Source organism: Pelagibius sp., from assembly GCF_965227505.1.
Classification (GTDB): domain Bacteria; phylum Pseudomonadota; class Alphaproteobacteria; order Kiloniellales; family Kiloniellaceae; genus Pelagibius.
Genome location: NZ_OZ245757.1, coordinates 1,237,844 through 1,258,472 on the forward strand (window position 1 = coordinate 1,237,844; position 20,629 = coordinate 1,258,472).

The 20,629-nt window shown below is 66.1% G+C and carries 21 protein-coding genes; 11 read left to right on the forward strand and 10 right to left on the reverse strand.

Annotated features, from left to right (window positions below):
• The first annotated feature begins 56 nt into the window (after positions 1–56).
• The 5 genes from ACO06P_RS05965 to ACO06P_RS05985 all read left to right on the forward strand — a co-directional run bounded on the left by ACO06P_RS05965 (position 57) and on the right by ACO06P_RS05985 (position 4,985).
• On the forward strand, positions 57–1,289 hold the full coding sequence (locus tag ACO06P_RS05965) for an MFS transporter (RefSeq protein WP_420349089.1): 1,233 nt from the start codon (positions 57–59) through the stop codon (positions 1,287–1,289).
• Between the two features lie 139 nt (positions 1,290–1,428).
• Positions 1,429–2,295: a DMT family transporter gene (locus ACO06P_RS05970; protein ID WP_420349090.1), complete on the forward strand. Its 867-nt coding sequence runs from the start codon at positions 1,429–1,431 to the stop codon at positions 2,293–2,295.
• A 67-nt stretch (positions 2,296–2,362) separates the two neighbouring features.
• Positions 2,363–3,154 (forward strand): enoyl-CoA hydratase/isomerase family protein, encoded by a 792-nt coding sequence (locus ACO06P_RS05975; protein WP_420349091.1) that lies wholly within the window; start codon positions 2,363–2,365, stop codon positions 3,152–3,154.
• A gap of 171 nt (positions 3,155–3,325) precedes the next feature.
• Positions 3,326–4,423 (forward strand): hypothetical protein, encoded by a 1,098-nt coding sequence (locus tag ACO06P_RS05980; protein ID WP_420349092.1) that lies wholly within the window; start codon positions 3,326–3,328, stop codon positions 4,421–4,423.
• A 40-nt stretch (positions 4,424–4,463) separates the two neighbouring features.
• On the forward strand, positions 4,464–4,985 hold the full coding sequence (locus ACO06P_RS05985) for a peroxiredoxin (RefSeq protein ID WP_420349093.1): 522 nt from the start codon (positions 4,464–4,466) through the stop codon (positions 4,983–4,985).
• 17 nt (positions 4,986–5,002) lie between these two features.
• Here the strand turns inward: ACO06P_RS05985 and ACO06P_RS05990 are convergent, their stop codons facing one another.
• Positions 5,003–5,251, reverse strand: coding sequence for a hypothetical protein (locus ACO06P_RS05990; protein WP_420349094.1), 249 nt, complete (start codon positions 5,249–5,251; stop codon positions 5,003–5,005).
• 184 nt (positions 5,252–5,435) lie between these two features.
• Between ACO06P_RS05990 and ACO06P_RS05995 the strand changes: the two genes are divergently transcribed.
• The 3 genes from ACO06P_RS05995 (at position 5,436) to ACO06P_RS06005 (ending at position 9,331) form a co-directional block, all read left to right on the forward strand.
• The gene (locus ACO06P_RS05995; RefSeq protein WP_420349095.1) at positions 5,436–7,037 is read left to right on the forward strand and encodes an AAA family ATPase; all 1,602 of its coding nucleotides are present in this window, start codon (positions 5,436–5,438) and stop codon (positions 7,035–7,037) included.
• A 272-nt stretch (positions 7,038–7,309) separates the two neighbouring features.
• Positions 7,310–7,495, forward strand: coding sequence for a hypothetical protein (locus ACO06P_RS06000; protein ID WP_420349096.1), 186 nt, complete (start codon positions 7,310–7,312; stop codon positions 7,493–7,495).
• A 216-nt stretch (positions 7,496–7,711) separates the two neighbouring features.
• On the forward strand, positions 7,712–9,331 hold the full coding sequence (locus ACO06P_RS06005) for a calcium-binding protein (protein ID WP_420349097.1): 1,620 nt from the start codon (positions 7,712–7,714) through the stop codon (positions 9,329–9,331).
• Positions 9,332–9,575: 244 nt separating this feature from the next.
• Here ACO06P_RS06005 and ACO06P_RS06010 read toward each other — a convergent pair whose 3' ends face one another.
• Complete coding sequence (locus ACO06P_RS06010; RefSeq protein ID WP_420349098.1) at positions 9,576–10,628, reverse strand: proline racemase family protein; 1,053 nt, start codon at positions 10,626–10,628, stop codon at positions 9,576–9,578.
• The gene (locus tag ACO06P_RS06015) at positions 10,604–10,852 is read right to left on the reverse strand and encodes a hypothetical protein (RefSeq protein ID WP_420349099.1); all 249 of its coding nucleotides are present in this window, start codon (positions 10,850–10,852) and stop codon (positions 10,604–10,606) included. Before ACO06P_RS06015 ends, ACO06P_RS06010 begins: the two co-directional genes overlap by 25 nt.
• Before the next feature lie 109 nt (positions 10,853–10,961).
• On the opposite strand from ACO06P_RS06015, the gene ACO06P_RS06020 reads away from it, so the two are divergent.
• The gene (locus tag ACO06P_RS06020) at positions 10,962–11,354 is read left to right on the forward strand and encodes a VOC family protein (RefSeq protein ID WP_420349100.1); all 393 of its coding nucleotides are present in this window, start codon (positions 10,962–10,964) and stop codon (positions 11,352–11,354) included.
• Between the two features lie 5 nt (positions 11,355–11,359).
• Complete coding sequence (locus tag ACO06P_RS06025; RefSeq protein ID WP_420349101.1) at positions 11,360–11,755, forward strand: VOC family protein; 396 nt, start codon at positions 11,360–11,362, stop codon at positions 11,753–11,755.
• 9 nt (positions 11,756–11,764) lie between these two features.
• Here the strand turns inward: ACO06P_RS06025 and ACO06P_RS06030 are convergent, their stop codons facing one another.
• The 4 genes from ACO06P_RS06030 to ACO06P_RS06045 form a co-directional block, all read right to left on the reverse strand.
• Positions 11,765–12,529, reverse strand: coding sequence for an MBL fold metallo-hydrolase (locus ACO06P_RS06030; protein WP_420349102.1), 765 nt, complete (start codon positions 12,527–12,529; stop codon positions 11,765–11,767).
• A 101-nt stretch (positions 12,530–12,630) separates the two neighbouring features.
• Entirely contained in the window at positions 12,631–13,521 is an 891-nt protein-coding gene (locus ACO06P_RS06035) for a sulfurtransferase (protein ID WP_420349103.1), read from the reverse strand.
• Positions 13,522–13,642: 121 nt separating this feature from the next.
• Positions 13,643–14,470 carry a class I SAM-dependent methyltransferase gene (locus ACO06P_RS06040; RefSeq protein ID WP_420349104.1) on the reverse strand — a complete coding sequence of 276 codons (828 nt, stop codon included), beginning with the start codon at positions 14,468–14,470 and terminating at the stop codon, positions 13,643–13,645.
• Between the two features lie 122 nt (positions 14,471–14,592).
• Entirely contained in the window at positions 14,593–15,252 is a 660-nt protein-coding gene (locus ACO06P_RS06045) for a peroxiredoxin (protein WP_420349105.1), read from the reverse strand.
• Positions 15,253–15,601: 349 nt separating this feature from the next.
• Between ACO06P_RS06045 and ACO06P_RS06050 the strand changes: the two genes are divergently transcribed.
• Positions 15,602–19,180, forward strand: a complete 3,579-nt coding sequence (locus ACO06P_RS06050; RefSeq protein WP_420349106.1) for an AAA family ATPase — start codon at positions 15,602–15,604, stop codon at positions 19,178–19,180.
• Between the two features lie 124 nt (positions 19,181–19,304).
• Here ACO06P_RS06050 and ACO06P_RS06055 read toward each other — a convergent pair whose 3' ends face one another.
• The 3 genes from ACO06P_RS06055 to ACO06P_RS06065 form a co-directional block, all read right to left on the reverse strand.
• Positions 19,305–19,685: a hypothetical protein gene (locus tag ACO06P_RS06055; protein WP_420349107.1), complete on the reverse strand. Its 381-nt coding sequence runs from the start codon at positions 19,683–19,685 to the stop codon at positions 19,305–19,307.
• A 90-nt stretch (positions 19,686–19,775) separates the two neighbouring features.
• On the reverse strand, positions 19,776–19,955 hold the full coding sequence (locus ACO06P_RS06060; RefSeq protein WP_420349108.1) for a PLDc N-terminal domain-containing protein: 180 nt from the start codon (positions 19,953–19,955) through the stop codon (positions 19,776–19,778).
• A 133-nt stretch (positions 19,956–20,088) separates the two neighbouring features.
• Entirely contained in the window at positions 20,089–20,589 is a 501-nt protein-coding gene (locus tag ACO06P_RS06065) for a Dps family protein (protein ID WP_420349109.1), read from the reverse strand.
• Between the last annotated feature and the right edge of the window lie 40 nt (positions 20,590–20,629).

Below are 20,629 nucleotides of genomic sequence, written 5' to 3' on the forward strand. Positions count from 1 at the left end.
CCATGTCCGTCGCTTCCCTTTCCTCCTGCTGACCGCCCGGGCCGACCGCGACCGCCATGGCAAGCCTGCTGTCCTTCACCGCGCTGTTCCTGTCGATCTTCCTCGTCCAGATGGGCTCCGGCTCGCTCGGGCCGCTGGATGCGCTTTCCGGCGCGGCGATCGGTTTCAGCACCGAGGAAATCGGCCTGCTGGGCTCGGCGCACTTCCTGGGGTTCTTCTTCGGCTGCTATGTCACACCGCGGCTGATCGGCGATATCGGCCACTCCCGCACCTTTGCGGCAGCCGCGGCCATCGGAGCCATCGGCGCGCTGCTGCATCCGGTGCTGCAAGACCCGCTTTACTGGGCCATGCTGCGGGTGCTGACCGGCTTCGCCATCGCCGCCGCCTATACGGTGGTGGAAAGCTGGCTGCAGGCCAAGACCGAAAACCAGTATCGCGGCCGGGTCTACGGCGTCTTCCGGGTGGTCGATCTGATCGGCGCCATCACCGCCCAGGGGCTGATCGCCGTTCTCGAGCCGGGCAGCTACGTCGCCTACAACATCGTCGCCATGTTCTGCTGTATCTGCCTGCTGCCCCTGGCGTTGACGCAGCGCGCCGCACCGCCAACGCCGGAGGCGCCGCGGCTGCAGCCGCTGAAGGCCTTCCGGCTCTCGCCGACAGCCATCACCGGCATCCTGGTCGCCGGCGTCACCAGTGCCGGCTTCCGCATGGTGGGGCCGGTCTATGGCGTGGAGAACGCGCTCACCCAAGGGCAGATCGCCATCTTCCTCGCCTCCGGCATGCTCGGCGGCGTCGCCGCGCAGTATCCTGTCGGCTGGATCGCCGACAAGACCGACCGGCGCATGGTGCTGCTCGGCCTTTCCGTCATCGCCGCGGCAAGCTGCCTGGGGATCGCCTACCTCATCACCCCGGGCAACGCAGCGGCCATTTATCTGGCGGCCTTCGTTTTCGGCGTCACCGCCTTTCCGATCTACTCCGTCTCCGCCGCCTACGCCAACGACTTCGCCGATCCGGATTTCATCGTCGAGCTGAGCGCGGCGCTGATCTTCTTTTTCTCGCTGGGCGCCATCGCCAGCCCGCTGATCTCAGCCTGGCTGATCGCGCAGGCCGGCGCCAATGCCATGTTTCTGTTCATGGCGGTGGTGCACCTGGCGCTGGTCGCCTTCGCCCTCTTCCGCATGACCCGGCGCCAGAGCGCCGAGCCGCGCGAGCCCTACCAGTACCTGCCGCGCACATCGATGATCCTCGCCCGCCTGCGCCGCGCCGCCAACGGCGGTGACCGAACTTGAAGGCACGACCGGCAGTCCCTCCAACATGGTCAATCCGGCGGCGCCGTGACCACGGGCCCGCCACCCCAGCCTTGCCGCTGCGGTCAGCGCGTGTCAGCTTGCGCCGCCGCGCCGTCTTCGCGCCCCCCTGGACCTTTCGATGATCTCTGCCTCCCCCACGACCAAAGCCATCGCCTGGATGATGGGCGCCCTCACCTCCTTTGCGGTGATGACGGTCTCGGTGCGCGAACTGACCGGGGAGATGCATGCCTTTCAGATGCTCTTCATCCGCAGCGCCATCGGCATCCTGATCCTGCTGCCGTTTCTGCAGCGCGGCGGCTGGGGGCAGATCCGCCTGACCTATCTGGCCGGCCATGGGCTGCGAAACGTCATCCATTTCACCGGCCAGGTCTTGTGGATCTTCGGCATCGGGCTGCTGCCGCTGGCCACGGTCTCGGCCCTCGAGTTCACCTCGCCGCTCTGGGGCGGGCTGCTGGCCGTCCTCTTCCTCGGCGAGAAGATGAACCGCGGACGCTGGACCGCCTTCGGGCTCGGCTTCCTCGGCGTCCTGGTCATCGTGCGGCCGGGCTTCATCGAGGTCAGCGAAGGCATCCTCATCATGCTGGCCTGCGCCTTCTTCTTCGGTGCAACCGGCGTCGCCACCAAGTGGCTGACCCGCCGCGAAAGCGCGCTCGCCATCGTTTTCATGATGGTGGTGATGCAGACCGTCTTCGGGGCCGTCGCCTCCAGCTTCGTCTGGGCGCCCCTGGCCTGGCACCAGGCGCCCTGGCTGATCCTGCTGGCCGTCACCGGCCTGACCGCCCACTACAGCCTCACCCGGGCGCTGGCCGCCGCCGATGCCACTTTCATCATGCCGATGGAGTTCCTGCGGCTGCCCATCGTCGCCGTCGTCGGTTTCCTGCTCTACCAGGAGGCCTTCGAGGCCATGACCCTCCTCGGCGCGGCCATCATCTTTTCCGGCAACTACGCCTCGATCCGTCACGAGACACGGACCGTCGTACGCTGAGGCCCGGTTGCGCCCGGAACGGTCTTCAGGCTCAATCGGGCTCCCTGCCGAAGCGGAGGAGCAGTCCATGGCCTATGAAACCCTCGACTACGAGATCCGCGACGCCGTCGCCTGGATCACCTTCAACAGGCCGGTGCGCTTCAATGCCATGAACCCGGTCCTGGTGCGCGAGCTCTGCGATGTCGCCACCCGGTGTTCCAGCGACAAGACCGTGCGCGCCGCCGTCCTCACCGGCGCCGGCGACCAGGCCTTCTGCGCCGGGGGCGATGTCTCGGAGTTCGCCAAGCGCCTCGACGACATCGACCTTCTGGTCAAGGAGATGACGACCCATCTCCATGCCGCCGTCTCGCGCTTCGCCTGGATGCGCGCGCCGCTGATCGGTGCCGTGAACGGGGTGGCCGCCGGCGCCGGCCTCAGCGCCGTCGCCTTCTGCGATCTCGTGATCGCGGCGGAGACCGCGACCTTCACCTCGGCCTACACCCAGATCGGCCTGACGCCGGACGGCAGCTCGACCTTTTTCCTCAGCCGCATCCTGGGCCCGCGCCGCGCGATGGAGCTCTATCTCACCAACCGTGTCCTCAGCGCCCAGGAGGCACTGGACTGGGGGCTCGTGAACAAGGTGGTTCCCGCCGACCAGGTGCTGACGGAGGCGGGGGCCCTGGCCGCAACCCTCGCCCAGGGACCGACCGAGGCCTACGGCGGCGTCAAGAAACTGCTCCAGACCGCGGCCACCGACAGCCTGGAAAGCCAGATGGAGCGGGAGACCCGCTTCATCGCCCGGGCCGGCGCCAGCGCCGACGGCCAGGAAGGCATCCGCGCCTTCCTGGAGAAGCGCCGCCCGACGTTTTCCGGAACCTGAGCCACCCGCACGGCGGTCCCGCCGGACCGCAACCCGGAGACGCCGCCGACCTCCCTAAAAAAACACGCACAAAGACTGTGGCCGTTCTTGACTGACCTGACATTGAGAGTCATTCTCATTCGCATCGCGACTCGTCCCACGCCCCTGGCCACAACCTCAGTGGATCTTCCCATGCACCCTCTTCCTGACCCGCAGCACCGGCCTCCTCGCCTGCCGCGCATCGTCGCCAGCCTGGCCTTTCCAGAGATCATTGTGATCTGGTCGCTGCGCCATGCCTCTGCAGAAGCTCAAGGCGGGGACGACGCCTCCGGGCGGATCGCCAAGGAGTTTGCCCGCGCCCTGGGTCTGGCCCGACTCGAGGAGGCTATGGCGGCGCTTTCGACCATGGTCGACGCCCTTGCCGGCGCCAGCCGTCTGCCACAGGCAATGCCACAGTTGGACGATGACCGCGTGTCTGCCCGCGAAGAAGCGGTCCTGGCCTTGCTCGGCGCCTGCCAGCGCAATGACGGGAGCCTGTCGAAGCGCCTTGTCGAGTGGCTCGTATTCCGCAACACACAGCAGAGCTTTGCCGAAGCCGCCGCCTGTCTTGCCCGCATCATGAAGGAAGCCGGGCAGACGATCCCGCTGGATTCCCAGCGTCATCGGCCAAGGCTGCATCTGGCCGCTGTGGGTGACGAGGCCATTCTGCAGAACAAGACCCTGCTGTCCTCCGCGCCGGACTGGCAGAGCCTGTCGCTGCCCGAACGCCACCTCGCAGGCGGCGTCAGGCTGTGGGTCCAGGCCTTTCGGCAGGACCAGGACCCGCTTGCCGCAGTGCGGATGCACTTCGCCAGCCGGACCGCATCCGATCCGGGCCTCAGCCTGCACGCGGTCCTGCGCAACACGACCCTGGCAGCGACACGCTCCATCGACGTCAGATGCCTGCGCTGCCCCGGCCTCTCGCCCGACGAGGCCCGGCTCTTGGGGGCGATCGCCTGGCTGCAGCGCGAACAGGTGGAGCCCGCCGAACTGGCGCTCGGCAGCTGGCTGCCACGGGCGGCCCTGCGCCTTTCGCTCGACGCCGCGCGCGGGCTCGCCGGCTCTTTGGCGCGGGAAGGTTATCTCCTTCCCTTGCGGGACTGGGACTATGCCGCGCTCGAGGCCAGGACTGCGGGGCACGCGGGTCAAAGCCCGAGGCGCCAACACAGCGACGCCCCCAGCATCGATCTTCTGGAGGGCGGCTACGCCGGCAACGGCGTCGATCAGGCGATCTCTCCCACCTTGCATTGAAGCCACGCTTCCAACCGAAATGACGAGAAGGAGAAGAACGATGCGCAGCATCGGCGACTCGGTTCCTGAGATCACGTTCAAGCTTCGCACCGCCGGGGAATGGCAGAAGAAGACCAGCAGCGATTTTTTCAAAGGCCGTCGTGTGATCGTCTTTGCGCTGCCGGGCGCCTTCACGCCGACCTGCTCCTCAACCCACCTCCCCGGCTATATGACCCTCTCGAAGAGCCTCAAGACCATGGGGGTTGATGAGATCTTCTGCCTTTCCGTGAACGACGCCTTTGTCATGAACGCCTGGGCAAAGGATCAGGGGGTCGACGAAGAAGTCACCATGCTGCCGGACGGCAGCGGGCACTTCACGCGGCAGATGGGGATGCTTGTGGACAAGGACGACCTGGGCTTCGGGGAGCGTTCCTGGCGCTATGCCATGGTCGTTGACGACGCTGTCATCGAGAAGCTCTTTGTCGAAGACCGCACCACACCCGGCGACCCCTTTGCGGTGAGCGACGCCGTGACGATGCTGAGCTACCTTAGCGAAGCGGCGGCAAGAAGGGCCAGCGCCTAGCCCCGGTTCGGTATCGATCAGACACGCTGGTTCTGCTGCATCAGGGCCAGTATCTCCTGCAGCATGGCGGCCCGGCGTCTGCGCAGCGCCTGCCCGGCGCCGGGATCGCTCATAGCCGTCACCTCCTCCAGATGGCCGAGACGCTCTTCAAGCTCGCAATAGGCCCGGCAGAGCGCGCTGAAGGCGGTGTTCGCGGCACAGAGATCCCGCACCTCCGTCTCACGCCCGGGGAAACGGTCAAAGACGGGCTGCAAGCGGTCACTCATGAAGACGTCTCCCTTTCGGAAAGCCTTCATTGTGGCCGAGTGCAACGTCCCGGGCATTGATCTGACCCCGGCGCGGCGACCCCGCGATCTGAATCCGGCGGGTTGAGGCACCTCAATGCGCAGAACCCGGGACACGCTAGTATCGCCACAGTCTTGGCCGGGTCAGGAGCGAGCGTTCCCCGCAATGACTGCCGCAGGAACAGCGGATGCCGCACGGCCTCAGGGCCCGGCAGCCGACACCCAGGAAGCCGCGCAGGCTTTCCTTGGTAATGCGTCCAGCTTCGGGCCGGATGTCACAGAGGTGGAGCGCATCGACACCCACGGCGCGATGGTCTTCCTGGCCGGCGACTTCGCCTACAAGATCAAGCGGGCGGTGCGCTATCCCTATATGGACTTCTCGACGCTGGAAAAGCGCCGCCGCGCGCTGGAGCGTGAGCTCTCTCTGAACATCCGCACCGCCCCCTGTCTCTATCTTCAGGTTTTGCCGCTGACGCAGGAGGCCGATGGCGGTTTCGCGTTCGACGGTCCGGGCACGGCGGTCGAGTGGGTCCTGGTGATGAAGCGCTTCCCGCAGAGCCAGTTGTTCGACCGCCTCGCCGAGGCCGGCCAGTTGAGCGATGCCACGATGACGGCCTTGGCCGATGCGGTCGCCGTCTTCCACGACGCCGCCCCCTCCATCGACGCGCTCAGCGGCCCGCAGCTCCTGCATGGGGCGCGGGCCATGGAGTGGGTCGTCGAAGAGAACAACGAAGAGATCCTGCAGCGACGGGACCTCTTCGTTCCCGCGCAGGCGGCGCGTCTGGCCGAAGGCTCCCTGGCAGCGCTGGAGAGTCACCGCAGCCTTCTGGACCGGCGAAGCCGGCAGGGCCGGCAGCGTCTCTGTCACGGCGACCTTCATCTGCGCAACGTGGTGTTGCTGAACGAACGGCCGGTCCTTTTCGACGCCATCGAGTTCAATGACGCCATTGCCTGCATCGACGTCTTCTACGACCTCGCCTTTCTGCTCATGGATCTGGAGGAGCGCGGCTTCAAACGCTTCGCCAACCTGGTGCTGAACCGCTATCTCCAGCAGCGTGACGATCTCGAAGCCCTGGCGCTGCTGCCGTTGTTTCTCTCCGCCCGCGCCTCGGTCAGGGCAAAGGTCGCCGCGAGCCTGGAGGCCGTCGAGTCATCGCCGGAGGCAAAGACCCGGCGCCGCGACGAAGCCCTGGGCTATTTCGCTCAAGCGCTGCGCTTTCTGGAGCCGCCGCCGCCGCGCCTGGTGGCCGTGGGCGGGCTTTCCGGCAGCGGCAAGACCAGCCTGGCCCGCCTGCTGGCGGTCGACCTGGGCGCCTCGCCGGGGGCGGTTCACCTGCGCAGCGACGTGCTGCGCAAAACCCTGTCCGGGGTGGAGGAACATGTGCGCCTGCCGCCGGAGGCCTATGACAGGACCGCCAGCGAAGCGGTTTACCGCCGCCTGCTGGAGAACGCCGAGCACGTCCTGAAAACGGGTCATGCCGTCATCATCGACGCCGTCTTCGCAAGGCCGGAGGAGCGGGCGGCCGCCCAGGCGGTCGCCACGGCCTGTGGTACGGAGTTCACGGGCCTTTGGCTGCAGGCACGCCCGGAGACTCTGATCGCGCGCGTCGACCAGCGCCGCGGCGACGCCTCGGACGCGACCGCGGCCGTGGTCAGCCAGCAGCTTTCCTACGACATCGGGGCGCTCGATTGGCAGGCCATCGACGCGGAAGCCCCGCTGGAGGCCATTGCCGCCGGCGCGCGCAAGGCCCTTGGCCTCACCGGGTAGGCGAACTCCCCTCGTCGGCCCAGCGCTTTGCCGCTTGTTAAGCAACCCTGTGATAAATCGCGCATCACTTTGGGGCGGTTTCGCCATGATTGGACGCAGGCTGCCTGAATCCCTGACGTTTTTTTTTGAACCCTGAAGTCTGCAGGCGCGACAGAGCTGTGTATCCCGAAGAAGACCGGGAATAAGCGGCGCCCCGGAGCGTTCTTAGACTAGAACAGCAGCGCCGACGCCCCGGAAGACAGGGCCAGGACAGATACGGAGGCCTGAGTACCATGACCGCAACCACCGTCGATCCCCGCAATGCCGTGACCATTCAGCGCGACCTCGCCGACCTAGCGCTGGAACTGGTCGACCGCGTCGGCGTCGAAGGCGCCATCCGCTATTGCCACAGCCTGGGATGGGGCGGTGTTCTGGCCCAGATCGAGGCCATGCGCGCCCGCCGCGAATTCCAAAGCTGACGCTTTCCTCTCTGCGTGGGGCGGGCCGTTCCAGCGGCCGCCTCGCCACCCTTCTTTAGCAGGAAATTCAAACGCTTCCCTCCTCCCGCCCGCCTGACCTGCGTTTACGCTAAATCCTAAGGGCCTGTTAAGGGCTCTCCGCCAGACTGATGCCCGAAACTTGAGCCGCGCTCTCCCCGCAGAGCGCGGCCGTTTGGTCTTTGAGGAGCAGGCAAGATGGCGGAGACGATCGGCCAGAATAGCGGTCAGGATAGCGCTGCCGCGCAGAGCGACGGCAGTCAGGCGGACGAGAGCATGACTCTCGATGCGCCGCCTGCTGGAGAAACGGTGACGCTCCCGGTCGGCACCGCCAAGCAGCTTGAACTGCAGTTCGATCCGAAAGTCGTTCAGGTGGCCGCGCGCGACGGCGACCTCGTTTTCGAGTTTCCCAACGGCGGCCAACTCGCCCTCAAGGACTTTGACGAAGACGACGGCGAAGCGCCGCAACTGCTGCTGCCCGATGGCAGCGCGGTTTCCGGCGAAGCCCTCTTGAACCAGCTCGCACCGCTCCTCCCGCCACCGCTGGAGACCACCGCCGGCCCGCAGCAGTCCGGCTCACCGCAGTCAGGAGGCGGCGGCACTTCCGTCTATCAGAGCAATCTCGGCAGCCTGATTGACGGCCTGCGCAGCGCCGCGGCCGAAGGCGGCGTCGGCGGAGGCCCCGAAGGGATCGGTGATGCGGGCGTCTCCACGCCCGGCTTCGGACCACTGGCTCTCGGCGATGACGAAGACCTGCCCGAACTGCCGGTTCAGACCGTCTCGACACAGCCGGCGCAAGCCCAGGCGGCGATCTTTGTGCCGCCGGAAAACCCGGTCGGTCCCGGCGCCAATCAGGCACTGTTCGCCAAGAAAGCCGACAGCATCGATCTGAACGCCATCGACGTCGGCGGTTACAGCGACGGTACGCAATACGATGCCGGCAAGGGCAACGACGTGGTGATCCTGCCGGGGACCGCGCGCGAGGCGCTGGAAGCCGGCTTTACGGAGGGCAGCGCCTTCAACGCCGGCAAGGGCAACGACCAGGTGACCGGCGGCAGCCTTGCCGATCTGGTGGACGGGGCCCAGGGCAACGACACCCTGCTGGGCGGTGCCGGCGACGACAGCCTGTTCGGCGCCCAGGGCAACGACAGCCTGGACGGCGGCGCCGACAACGACCTGTTGAACGGCGGCAGCGGCAGGGACCTGCTGATCGGCGGCGAGGGCGATGACAGCCTGACCGGCGCCGGTGGCCGCGACACCCTGGAGGGCGGCGACGGCCTGGACCTTCTGATCGGCGGCAGCGGCAACGACAGCCTGCTGGGCGGCGGCGACAATGACCAACTGTTTGGCGAAAACGGCCGCGACACGTTGGACGGCGGCCTCGGCAACGATCTGCTGAACGGCGGCGGCAGCAACGATCTGCTGCTGGGCGGGATCGGCGACGACACGCTCACGGGCGGCTCCGGCCGTGACACGCTGGACGGCGGCCTCGGCGATGACGTCATGACCGGCGGCAACGGGCGCGACGTCTTCAGCTTCTCCCTGGCCACGGACCAGGGCGACGACGTGATCCTCGACTTCAAGACCGGCAACGGTGGCGACCGCCTCGAGCTCGCCGACCTGCTGGATGAGAACGGCGACAACAGCATCGACTTCGCCGATCTCGACGCCGGCGGCCACACAGTGGCCGGCAGTGCGGATTCGGTCGTCATCACCTTTGCGCAGGGCGGCAACGTGACGCTGGAGGGTATCGACGGCAGCGGCGTCGACTCCTTCGCCGACCTGCTGGACATCAAGGTGAACGTCGACATTTCCTAGAGTTTTTGGGAATCGTCCGGGGTTCTCTAGAGAACTTCGGGCACGCTCTTTTTCGCTGCCTCAGTCAAAAGGGGCTACCCCCTCTGTACGCCTTGTGGCCGCTGCGTCCTGCGGGCAATCTCTGCCTCGCGCCGAACATCGATGCAGCCATCGAACTCCCCCTTCGGCGCGTCCGATTTTTGCCTGACACTCCCTGTTTCAAACTCCCCCGGCGTTCCGCGCCGGGGGTTTTCTTTTGGTGCAGCTATCGCAACAGAAACCCCTCCCCCAGCGGGTCGTCGGGCTCCAGGGTGAAGCGGGCTTCGCCGATGTAGTGGGCCTTGCCGGAAACCTCGACGATGACGGCACGGTGACGGCCGGCGGCGGTCTCCTCGACCGCTGTCCCGGTGAAGACGGCACCAGTGACGCTTTCGAAACGCCGGGTCTGACCGAGGGCGATCTCGCCGCGGGTCCACTGCAGGGCAACGCGCGCGGTAACGCCGGAGCCGGTGGGGCTGCGGTCCACCTGTCGGCCGGCGAAGATGCAGAGGTTGCGCGTCGGCGCGTCTTCGAAGCGGTCGCCGCCGTCGGTGAAGACCGTGCCGTAGAGAAAGCCCAGATCCGGATCGTCCGGATGCTGCAAGGGGATCTGTTCGGCGGCAGCGGCGGTGATCGCCTCGCCTGCATCGGTCAGCACCCTTACGGAGGCCGGCAAAAGATCGAGCCCGATGGAGGCTGCCGGCAAGACCGCATAGAACGCCCCGCCATAGGCAATGTCCAGTTCCAGCGGCCCCCAGTCCCGCGTTTCGACTATCGCCCGGCGGGCAAAGGCGAAGGCCGGAACGGAGCGGAAGCGCACCACCCCGGCCCGGCCGTCGCGGACCTCGACCACCGTGCGCACGAGGCCGCAGGGGCATTGGATGGCGACCGGCGTTTCGGGTTCGCGCGCCGCCACCCGGCCGCTGTCCACCGCCCAGCGGCCGAGCGCGATCACCGCGTGGCCGCACATGGTGGAATAACCTTCGTTGTGCAGGAAAAGCACGGCCAGGTCCGCCTCCGGATGGTCCGGCTCCACCAGAACGGCGCCGTACATCTCCGCATGGCCGCGCGGCTCGAACATCAGCAGGCGGCGCAGGGCGTCGTGACGCTCCCGCGCGTCGCGCCGCTTGGCCAGCAGCGTGGTGCCGGAAAGCGCGGGGTAGCCCGCTATGACGATACGAACCGGTTCGCCGCCGGTGTGCATCTCGATGGTGTGCATCTCGACGGCGCGAACACCGTTGGAGGAAGGGGCGGTTACTGGAACAGACTCAGCGGCCATGCCTTCCTCTGCTCAACCTTGACCGGCGGGTCATAGAACGCGACGCGCCGGTTCTCCTCGCCGGGCAGCGGCGCGGCGTGACAGTCGACCTCCGCCAAGGTGCGGTAACAGGGTCGCTCCGCATAGGTCAGCCGCGGCAAAGGGTCGGCCGCGCAGGCCGCCAGCACCAGCGGCAGTGCGAAGCCGAGGAGGCAGCCGCAAGCACCCAGAAATCGCCGTTGCATCCGTTTGTCTCCCTTGTTACCTCCATCTGGTCGCCCCAGTTCTTCCACAGGGCTCTTCGAGCATAGCCCTGTCCCCTCCCCCTCACAAAGCCGCAAAGGACGGGCAGCCATGGTCGATCGCCTGTTAACCAACATCATGGTGCAGAATCTGAAGGCTAGCAGAGACTTCTATGTCGGCCTTCTGGACCTGAAGGTCCATTTCGACAGCGACTGGTACGTGATCCTGACGGACCCGGCGGCAGAACGCTTTGAGCTGGGACTGATCGAGGAGAGCAACGAGCTGATCCCCGCCGACCTCCGGGGCCGCCCCTCGGGGCTTTACCTGACCTTCGTGGTGGCGGACGCCGATGCCGCCTTTGAGCGCGCCCGCGCGCAGGGCTGCCGCATCGTGCAGGAACCGCAGGACACCTTCTACGGCCAGCGTCGGTTCATCACCGTCGACCCGGACGGCCTCATGGTCGACATCTCCGCGCCGACCGCACCGCCACCGCAACACGGCTGACGATCATGACAGACCAGAACGCCACGGCGCTGACGCGCTCGACACCCGTGCTGAAGACCGGCGACTATCCGCGTGCCCGGACGTTCTATCACCAGACCCTGGGTTTTCGAATCCTCGAAGAAGGGGGCAGCCCGGCCCGCTTCGGCATCTTCGAGCGCGACCGCGCCGTGGTCTTCGTCGACGCCTGGCACGGCGCCCCGCCGGCGAGCCCCGGGGGCTGGGATGCCTATCTGCACTGCGAAGACGTCGACGCCCTCTGCCGCGAACTCGCCGGAGCCGGCGCCAGGATCACGCGGCAGCCGGAGGATACGACCTACGGCATGCGCGAGTTCGAGGTGACCGACCCGGACGGCAACGTGCTCTGCTTCGGCACCGACATGGATACGCTCACCAAGTCCTAGCAGCCGCGCCTAGAACCCGGTAAAGGGCGCCAGTGCCGCGATCAAGCTGCCGCCCCCGCTCCCGTTTCTGCCTTGGTCGGCGACGGAGAGCTCCGGCAGTCCGAGCCTCAGATTGGCCGGAAGCGCCACATCCATCATCTTCGGCGGCGCCAGGTTCAGCCTGCCCATCAGGTCCACATAGTCTTCGCGCGTGGGCGCCTGCAGCCGCGGGTTCAAGGCTTTTTCCTCGCCGAGACTGCTGACCCAGCGGCCCCTGTAATCATGGCCTGGATAGACGAGTGTTTCTTCCGGCATGGTCAGGATTCGCCCGAAGAGCGCGTCGTACTGGGCGCCGGCATCGCCACCCTGGAAGTCGGTGCGACCGGTACCGCCAATCAGCAGGGTATCGCCGGTGAAGACCCGGTCGGTCATGACGATGCAAAGGGAATCCCGCGTATGACCCGGCGTGTGGATGGCCCGCAGCACCAGCCCGTCGGCGCGCAGCAGGTCGCCGTCGCGCAGCCGGATGTCGACCATTTTGCAGCGGGTCTCCGAGCTCATCGCCGTCAGGCAGCCCGTCGTGCGCTTCAGCGCCCCGAGCCCCGTGACATGGTCGGCATGGAGGTGGGTGTCGACCGCCTGTACCAGCTTCAGGTCCAGGCTGGTCAGCAGCCGCAGATAGCGGGGCACCAGATCGTTCACGGGATCGATCAGGATCGCCTCGCCGCCGCGCCGACTGGCGACCAGATAGGTGAAGCTGCAGGACTTCGGATCGAAGAGCTGGCGGAAAATCATGAGTCGCTCCTGTACGCTCGACGCTGGAAACCAGGCGGCCTCCCCAGAGCAGGACTTGGGGACACCGTGACATCGGGAGAAGCCGCCCGGCCTCCGCGCGGTCAGCCGCCCAACTCGGCGGCAGACTTCGGCAGATCGTCGGCCATACCCCACTCCGCCCAGGAGCGGTCGTAGCTGCGCACCCGCGGGTAGCCCAACAGGCGCAAGGTGAAGTACGTGTGCGCAGCCGCCTTACCGTTCTGGCAGTGCACTGCAACGTTCTTGTCCGGGGTCACGCCATAGCCGGCGAAGTGCTGCAGCAGGACCGAAGCCGACTTCATGGTGCCGCCCTCGGTCAGGTTCTGCTTCCAGGGGATGGACTGCGCCCAGGGGATGTGGCCGGCGTCGTAGAGCTTCGATGGACGCACGTCGATAACCACAACCGAGTCGTCACCCTGGCGGTCCAGCAGCCAGTCCGCGGTGGCATGGCGGCGGGGCGTCGGCGTATAGGCGAAGGAGGTCTGCTTTACCTTCGGAGCCCGGGTGCTGACCTTGCGGTCCTCGGCCACCCACTTGGGAAAACCCCCGTTCAGCACGCTGGCCTGACGATGGCCGAAGTATTCCACCATCCAGAACAGCCGCGCCGCATGGAAGCCGCCTTTGTCGTCGTAGAAGACGACCGGCGTATCCTTGTCGATCCCACGCTCACCGAGCATGCGCACCAGGGTCGCATGCGGCAGCAGATCGCCATCGACGTGAGCATTGGGATCGATCACATCGTCAGCCCCCAGGTGAACGGCGCCCGGGATGTGGCCCTTGTCGTAGGCCTCTTTCGGGCGCACGTCGACAATGTTCACCGGCCCGGTTTCGATCATCACATGAAGGGTTTCGGTATCGGTCAGAAGCTGCTTGTTGGCATAGCCTTCATCGGCGGCATGGCTGGCGCAGGCGGTGAGCCCGATCAGCGCAAGCGGCGCCAGAAAGCGGCTGATCCCTTGACTGAGTCCTAACATCTTTCGTTCCTTCTCCTCGCTTTGGATCGGCGGCCCCCATGCCGCCGGTTGGTTTGCTGATTGGCCCTCCTGGCCGCTGCCTGACGTGCGCCCCTGCTTCCGAGATTCCGGCCAGCGCGTGTCACGCCTGGGGTTTGCGGGCCCGGGCGTAGAGAACGCTGGTATCAAAGGAGGCGACGGCGTTGTCGCGCACCCACTTCACATTTGCCTGGTAAAGGGTCTGCGCTTCGTCCGGCGCCATCTGGTCGACGGTCCAGCACAGTCCGGAGCCCAGCACCGCGGTCCACCAGTCTTCGGGATTGGTTAAGTGTTGGTGGTCCGAATGCTCTTCGACTTCGATGTTGGAAAGACCGGCGGCCTGGAGCATCCGCAAAAGACTCTCCCGGCTGTCGATACGCTCCCAGGGATTGAAGGCGCGGTGCAGGTCCGGGCGCAGGGCTTTCACCTCGTCCCAGAAAGACTCCACACAGGGCTTCAGGAAATCCGGTCCCCAGGAGGTGATGGCCAGCTGACCGCCGGGCCGCACCATGCGCCAGAGCTCCGCCGTGAGACGCTCCATGTCCGGGACGAAGAAGACCGCGAAGACACAGACGACGGCGTCGAAGTGCATATCCGGAAAGCCGAGGTCGGTCATATCGCCGCGGCGAAAGTCGATGTTGGTCAGCCCGCGGCTCGCCGCCCGGGCCCGGCCCTGGCCCAGCATGTTTTCGGCCAGATCGACGGCGACGACGGTGCCGCGTGGCCCCACGCGCTCGGCAGCCGGAACAGCCGAGGCACCGGTCCCGCAACCGACGTCCAACACCGTGGCGCCGGGCACGAGATCCAGCCGTTCGACGGTTCCCTGACCGTGTCGGGACCAGAAGGCGTTCGAACCTGCGTCGAAGAGATCGGCGGCCGAGTTATAGGTAGCCTCGGCCTTCGCCTTGGCCGCTTCCAAGTCGTTCTGCATAGCAGCGCTTTCTTCGTTTGCGGCTCCGGGCCGGGACGGGAGAAGCCCGGCCCGGAGCCAACGCGGCGAGATTGGTGTTCTGCGTCTACCCGCGCGACACCCCTGCTTCAGCCGGAAAAGCTTCAGTCGGGTTGGGCGACGATGCGCAGGTAGGGACGGGGCGCGCGCCATCCGTCAGGGAACTTCTTGCGTGCTTCCTCATCGGCCAGGGCGGGAACGATGATCACGTCCTCTCCCTGCTTCCAGTTCACCGGAGTCGCCACCGAATGGTTGGCGGTGAGTTGCAGCGAATCGATCACCCGCAGGATTTCGTCGAAGTTCCGCCCGGTGCTCATCGGATAGACCACCATCAGCTTGATCTTCTTGTCCGGGCCGATGACATACACCGTGCGCACGGTGGCGTTGTCCATCGCCGTGCGGCCGTTGGCCGTATCCCCGGCGGTGGCGGGAAGCATGCCGTAAAGCTTGGCGACCTTCAGATCGGAATCGCCGATGATGGGAAAATTCGGGGCGTGGCCTTGCGTCTCTTCGATGTCGGCGGCCCAGCGCTCATGGTCCTCGATGGGGTCGACGCTGAGGCCCACCACCTTGACATTGCGCCTGTCGAACTCGGGCTTCATCTTGGCCATGTAGCCCAGCTCGGTGGTGCAGACCGGCGTGAAATCCTTTGGGTGGGAAAACAGAACCGCCCAGCCATCGCCGATCCAGTCGTGAAAGCTGATGGCTCCCTCGGTCGTCCGGGCCGTGAAGTCCGGGGCCGTTTCGTTCAATTGCAGCGCCATGGTTCTACCTCTCTCCTGCATCGTTCAGGTTATCGAAATGGCTTTGTGAGGCCCGGCTGAGAGCCGCGGTCGGCCGCAGCCACCGGGGTACCGATGCCTCCTATGGCTGCGGAGGTAGCGTTCCAGGCGGGGCAAAGACCTGAAGAAAAGAAAAGGAATATGTGAAAGATGCATGCAGGTGTCCGCCTGGCCGGCCACGGCATCGCAGGCCTGAGGCCAGCGCCGCCGAGGTTCACGAACTTGTGATCCCTGGATCGGGATCGGCTTTCAGGGGAAATTCAACTGAAACAAAGGCCCACCATGATCCCTGCCCCATTGAGGGACTTGGGAGAGTTCAGTGGGAGTATGTGTGGGAGAGAGACCGAGTCTGCCCAAAGTCAGGGCATCGGCGGCCGCGTTTCAGATTGGTGACTGGAAGGTCGACCCGGCCTCCCGGCGGATAACCCAGGGCGAGAAGACACGGCGGATCTCCCCGAAATCGGCCCTGGTTCTGACGGTTCTGGCCGAGGCGGAAGGCGAGGTGGTGTCGCGCGAAGACCTGCTCGACAGGGTCTGGCCCGAGGTGACGGTCGGCGAAGAGGTGCTGACCCAGGCCATTGCGGAACTCCGCCGTGCCTTTCGCGACAGCGCCCGGGCACCACGTTACATCGAGACCGTGCCGAAGGCCGGCTACCGCCTGCTGGCGGAGGTGCGCACACCATCGCTCGGCGCTGCCGGCGCAGCGCGCGAAACCACCACGACCGAAACCACTGCGGCCCACACCACTGCGACGCCCCCGGCCGATGACAGCCCTCCCGAAGAACCGGCGATCTTCGTTCTCGGCCGCGAGCACAAACAGGTCACGGTACTGGATTGCGCCCTCAACGATGCGGCGGCGCTCGCCGCCAGGATCGACGCCGAAACCATCGCCGATACCATCGACTTCCTCCATCAGATCGCCCAGGACGTGGTGACCCGCTACGACGGCACTATCGCGCAATGGCAGGGAGACGGCCTGGTCGCGCTCTTCGGCGCTCCGAAGGCTCTGGAGGACCACCCGCGCCGCGCCATCGGCGCCGCCCGGGAGCTAATGCGCCGCTTCGCCGGGGAGTGCCTGCACCTCGGCGACGAGAGCAAAGTGCTGATGCTGAGCGTCGGGGTTCACACCGGCCCCGCGGTCGTCGGCTTTCGGGGACCGGGGTCACGGGAAATCTTCACCGCGATCGGCGTGACCACCGAAACCGCCAAGCAGCTTCGGCTCACGGCACCGGCCGGCATGCTGCTGGCCAGTGCGGACACCTGCAGGATCGTCGGCTCCGAACTCGTTACCTCCGTTTTCGAGACCGCCGGCGGCGCGAGCGACGAGAACAAGCCCGGTGTCTTTCAGGTGCATGCCTTCGCCAACCGGCGATCCGGCGTACCCCGCAGCGGGCAGTCCTTTCTCAGCAGGTTCGTTGGCCGTCATCGCGAATTGGACATGATGCTTGATCGCATCGACTCGCTGTCGACCGCGGGGGGGCAGGTCATCACCGTGACCGGCGATCCCGGAATCGGCAAATCGCGTCTGGCCGCCGAACTGGAGACACGGCTTGCCGCAACCGAAGTGCGGGTCCTGCGCGCTCACTGCCTCCCGCATGGCCGCAGCAGCCCCTACCTGCCGCTCGCCCGCCTGCTGCAGGAGCTCTGCCGCCTGGGCCGCGACCCCAAAGACGCCGACCTCGCAGGGGCTCTGGCGGAGCGGCTTTCCGAGGCCGGGCTGGATCAAGGCGAGACCGCCGCGCTTCTCGAACAACTGCTTGGCCTGCCTTTCGACAGCGCCATTCTGCAGCCGCTGAGCGCGGACCAGAGAAGGCAGCGCATTTTCGAAGCCCTTAACGGTCTGGTTGCCCAGGCCGCACGCAAGGCGCCGCTGGTCGTCCTGATCGAGGATCTGCATTGGATCGATGCAACCTCCGAGGCCTGGCTTGCGCAACAGGTGATGCGCCTGACCGGCGTCGCCGTGCTTCTGCTCGTCACACACCGGCCCGGCTACCGCGCACCCTGGCAGAGTCAATCGTCTGCCACGCAAATCGCCCTGCCGGCCCTGGGGGCCGACGACAGCGGCGCCCTAATCCGCTCGGTGCCCCGCAAAGCCGCCCTCACCCCGGACGCCATGGACCACGTCGTCGAGCGCGCTCAAGGCAATCCTTTCTTTCTGGAGGAGCTGGCCTTCACCTACCCCGGCGACGGGCGCCATGTCACGGCCATTCCGGACACGGTCCAGGCGGTGATCGCGGCCCGCGTCGACCGCCTGCCGCCGCGCGAGAAGCGGCTGCTGCAGATCGCTTCGGTGATCGGCGCGCGGATCCCGCTGAACCTGCTGGAAAAGATCGACGGGCTCGAGGCCGCGGCGCGGCGGGAGAGCCTGATGTATCTGCAGGAGACCGAGCTGATTTACGAGCGGCACGGCGCACCGGAGCCTGTTTTTGCCTTCAAGCACGCACTGACACAGGATGTCGCCTATCTCGGACTGGTCGCCAAGACCCGGCGCAGAATCCATCAGGACATCGCCGACGTTCTGGCACGGGATTTCTCCGAGCTTGTCGATCAGCGCCCGGAAATCCTGGCCCGGCATCTGACGGAAGCCGGACGCGCGCGCGCGGCTATCGCCCACTGGCGTTCCGCCGGCCGTCAGGCGGCGGCGCGCGCCACGGGCATCGAGGCGGTGGCGCACTACGAAACGGCGCTCAGCCTGATCGATCGCGAGCCCCCCGAGGATGCCCTCGCGGAGATCAAGCTCGCGGTGCTGGTCGATCTCGGCGTCGTTCTTCAAGCTCTCAAAGGTGCAGGTGCCGCAGAAGCCGGCGAGGTCTACCGCCAGGCCTGCGCCCTCAGCCGCCGTATCGCCCAGTCGCGCGTCGCCCAGTCGCGCAACGGCTTCGTCGCGCTCTGGGGCCTGTGGCGCCATACCGTGATGAACGCGCGCTTCGAGACATCGGAAAACCTGGCAGGGGAACTGCTGGACCTCTCGGCGCGGGAACCGGATGGGGAGTTGGATCTGCAGGCACACCACGCGATCTGGACGACCGCGCGCTTTACCGGTTCGCTGACCCAGGCGATCGAGCATGCCGAGGCCGGCCTGGCGCTGGACGATCCGCGCTTTCGCACCGCCCCCCACTACGCCTTCGGCGGCCACGACCCCATTTGCTGCGCGCGCGGTACGCGGGCCATAGCCTTGGGACTGCAGGGCAAGCCGGATTCGGCGAGACGTGAAATCGACGCCGCAATCGCCTTGGCCGAAAGCATCGGCCACCGCCCGACCATCGCCGGCGCATTCCTCAATGCCACCGACCTTTATCTCGCGGGGCGGGACTGCGCCTCTCTGGCCAATGCTGCCGGCCGGCTGCGGCGGCTGGGAGAAGACCTCGGCTTTGCCATGCACGTCAACATCGGCAACTTCGCGCTCGCATGGTGCCGCTTCAAGGACCATCGGGACCCTCAGGCACTGAACGACATGCGGCAGGTGCTCGACCGGGCCAGGCGCGGTGGGGGCAACGCCCGCGAACCCTATCACTACGCGCTCTTCGCGGACTGCCTGGCCGAGGCGGGGCAGTTCAACGAGGCGCGCTGCGTGATCAACGAAGTCTTCGAAGAGATCAGCGAGAAGCGCCAGAACCACTGGGCCAAGAGCGAAGCCCACAGAATGCTGGGGGAGATCCTCCTCGGCGCAAGGGCCGACCAGGAGCGTGTTGCGGAGCATCACTTCAAGCAGGCGCGCCGCATCGCCCGGGAACAAGGGGCGCTGGCGCTTGAACTGCGCGCAGCCTGCAGTCTGGCGCGACTATGGCAGCGGCAAGACCGCCACGACGAAGCCGCCGTGCTCCTGACGTCGGTCTACGATCGGTTCACGGAGGGCTTCGAGGGCGCCGACCTCGTCGAAGCGCGCGGCCTGCTCGGCCAGCAGCCGTAGCACGCGCGAGGACGGGCTGTAGAGGATTCGTAGATGCGCAGCCGGAGTCTGGGACCGGCGCGGAAGGGGGAGTCACATGGGAGGCTTCTCGCTGAAAGGCTGGTCGGTCGACCCCGCCACGCCCTCAGAGCAGCTTCCACTCCCCTGAAGCCGTCTTGCAGCGGTCGAAGATGTAGCGAAAGGTATCCTCAACATCGTTGATCTTGATGTCGTGCTGCAGGCGCCGGCAGGTAAGGCCCTGATGCTCGAAGATCTGGACCAGTTGAACGGCGCCGGTGTTTCCGCTGGCCGCGTTCGACCAGGTCTCCACCGTTCCGACCTCAGCCGTTTCGCCTTGGTAAAGACGGGCGGCAGCGGTCTGCAGCATTTGGATGTCCTCGGGCGTCAACTCAAAGCCGGAACGCTGAAAAGGGTTGAGCTGGGCCTGGACCGGCAGCGCCGAGCCCACAATAACGCCGGCAAGAGCGACGCTGGCCACGACAGAAACGGCGATTTTCCTAACCACGCAATTCCCCCTCGGTTGATAGCCCGGATCAGCAATGAGCGATGGAAACGCCCCACTGAATTACAACATAGCGTGGCGGCTGCTCCCGGTCTATCCGCGCGGGCCCGCAAACAGCCAGATGATGAAGCCGATAAACGGCAAAATCAGGATCAGAACGATCCAGAACACCTTGGCGCCGGTCGAGGCGCCGCTTTGCACGGTCTTGACGATCGCCCAGACATTGGCGATCAGCAGCAGCAGACCAAAAAAACCACCTACTTCAATTCCCACAGCAGTCGCTCTCCGGAGGGTGATTGGTATCGCGGCGTTATGACACGGCAGCGGCGGGCAGGAAAGGCGCTACCGCCCCTCCTGCCCGCTGCGCCTCCGGCGAGCAGTCAGCTCTCCTCCCTACTTCTTCAGATTATTGCGAAAGCACCGCACGCAGCATCCAGATGGCCTGTTCGTGGAACCGCATCCGCTCGGTCAGCATGTCGGCGCTCACGGCGTCGCGCAGGCTCTCGGCAATCTCCACTCCCTCTCGGAGTCGCCGCACAATCGCCTCGTGATCGCGAATCAGGTTCGAAACCATCTCCTCCGCAGAGGCGCTGCCGGTGTCTTCCGAAATGACCGTCAGCGGAATCATCTCCGTGATACTGGTCGGCGCCGGATGGCCGAGGGCCCGAATGCGCTCGGCAAGGTCGTCGGCTGCCTCAAACAGGTTTTCGTACTGCTCCTCAGTGAGCCGGTGCAGGCTGATGAAGAGTGGGCCGACGACGTTCCAGTGATAGCCTTGCGTCTTCACCAGCAAGAGGTAGGTGTCTGCGAGCAGCGCTGACAGGTTGCCCGCCAGGCGCTTGCGATCCTCGATACCGGTTTGCGGGTGTTCGACATCCGCCTTCATGTGCAAGACACTGTTCGTCATTGGCAATTCTCCTTTTCTCTTCGTTACTGCTCTATCAGGT

Bases quoted from the DNA above. Each gene is read 5' to 3' on its own strand.
- ACO06P_RS06025 (WP_420349101.1), top strand. From the start codon at position 11,360: ATGACAGACCAGAACGCCACGGCGCTGACGCGCTCGACACCCGTGCTG.
- ACO06P_RS06040 (WP_420349104.1), bottom strand. From the start codon at position 14,470: ATGCAGAACGACTTGGAAGCGGCCAAGGCGAAGGCCGAGGCTACCTAT.
- ACO06P_RS05980 (WP_420349092.1), top strand. From the start codon at position 3,326: ATGCACCCTCTTCCTGACCCGCAGCACCGGCCTCCTCGCCTGCCGCGC.
- ACO06P_RS06005 (WP_420349097.1), top strand. From the start codon at position 7,712: ATGGCGGAGACGATCGGCCAGAATAGCGGTCAGGATAGCGCTGCCGCG.
- ACO06P_RS06020 (WP_420349100.1), top strand. From the start codon at position 10,962: ATGGTCGATCGCCTGTTAACCAACATCATGGTGCAGAATCTGAAGGCT.
- ACO06P_RS06030 (WP_420349102.1), bottom strand. From the start codon at position 12,529: ATGATTTTCCGCCAGCTCTTCGATCCGAAGTCCTGCAGCTTCACCTAT.
- ACO06P_RS06035 (WP_420349103.1), bottom strand. From the start codon at position 13,521: ATGTTAGGACTCAGTCAAGGGATCAGCCGCTTTCTGGCGCCGCTTGCG.
- ACO06P_RS06010 (WP_420349098.1), bottom strand. From the start codon at position 10,628: ATGGCCGCTGAGTCTGTTCCAGTAACCGCCCCTTCCTCCAACGGTGTT.
- ACO06P_RS06045 (WP_420349105.1), bottom strand. From the start codon at position 15,252: ATGGCGCTGCAATTGAACGAAACGGCCCCGGACTTCACGGCCCGGACG.
- ACO06P_RS05965 (WP_420349089.1), top strand. From the start codon at position 57: ATGGCAAGCCTGCTGTCCTTCACCGCGCTGTTCCTGTCGATCTTCCTC.
- ACO06P_RS05990 (WP_420349094.1), bottom strand. From the start codon at position 5,251: ATGAGTGACCGCTTGCAGCCCGTCTTTGACCGTTTCCCCGGGCGTGAG.
- ACO06P_RS05995 (WP_420349095.1), top strand. From the start codon at position 5,436: ATGACTGCCGCAGGAACAGCGGATGCCGCACGGCCTCAGGGCCCGGCA.
- ACO06P_RS06065 (WP_420349109.1), bottom strand. From the start codon at position 20,589: ATGACGAACAGTGTCTTGCACATGAAGGCGGATGTCGAACACCCGCAA.
- ACO06P_RS05970 (WP_420349090.1), top strand. From the start codon at position 1,429: ATGATCTCTGCCTCCCCCACGACCAAAGCCATCGCCTGGATGATGGGC.
- ACO06P_RS05975 (WP_420349091.1), top strand. From the start codon at position 2,363: ATGGCCTATGAAACCCTCGACTACGAGATCCGCGACGCCGTCGCCTGG.
- ACO06P_RS06015 (WP_420349099.1), bottom strand. From the start codon at position 10,852: ATGCAACGGCGATTTCTGGGTGCTTGCGGCTGCCTCCTCGGCTTCGCA.
- ACO06P_RS05985 (WP_420349093.1), top strand. From the start codon at position 4,464: ATGCGCAGCATCGGCGACTCGGTTCCTGAGATCACGTTCAAGCTTCGC.
- ACO06P_RS06000 (WP_420349096.1), top strand. From the start codon at position 7,310: ATGACCGCAACCACCGTCGATCCCCGCAATGCCGTGACCATTCAGCGC.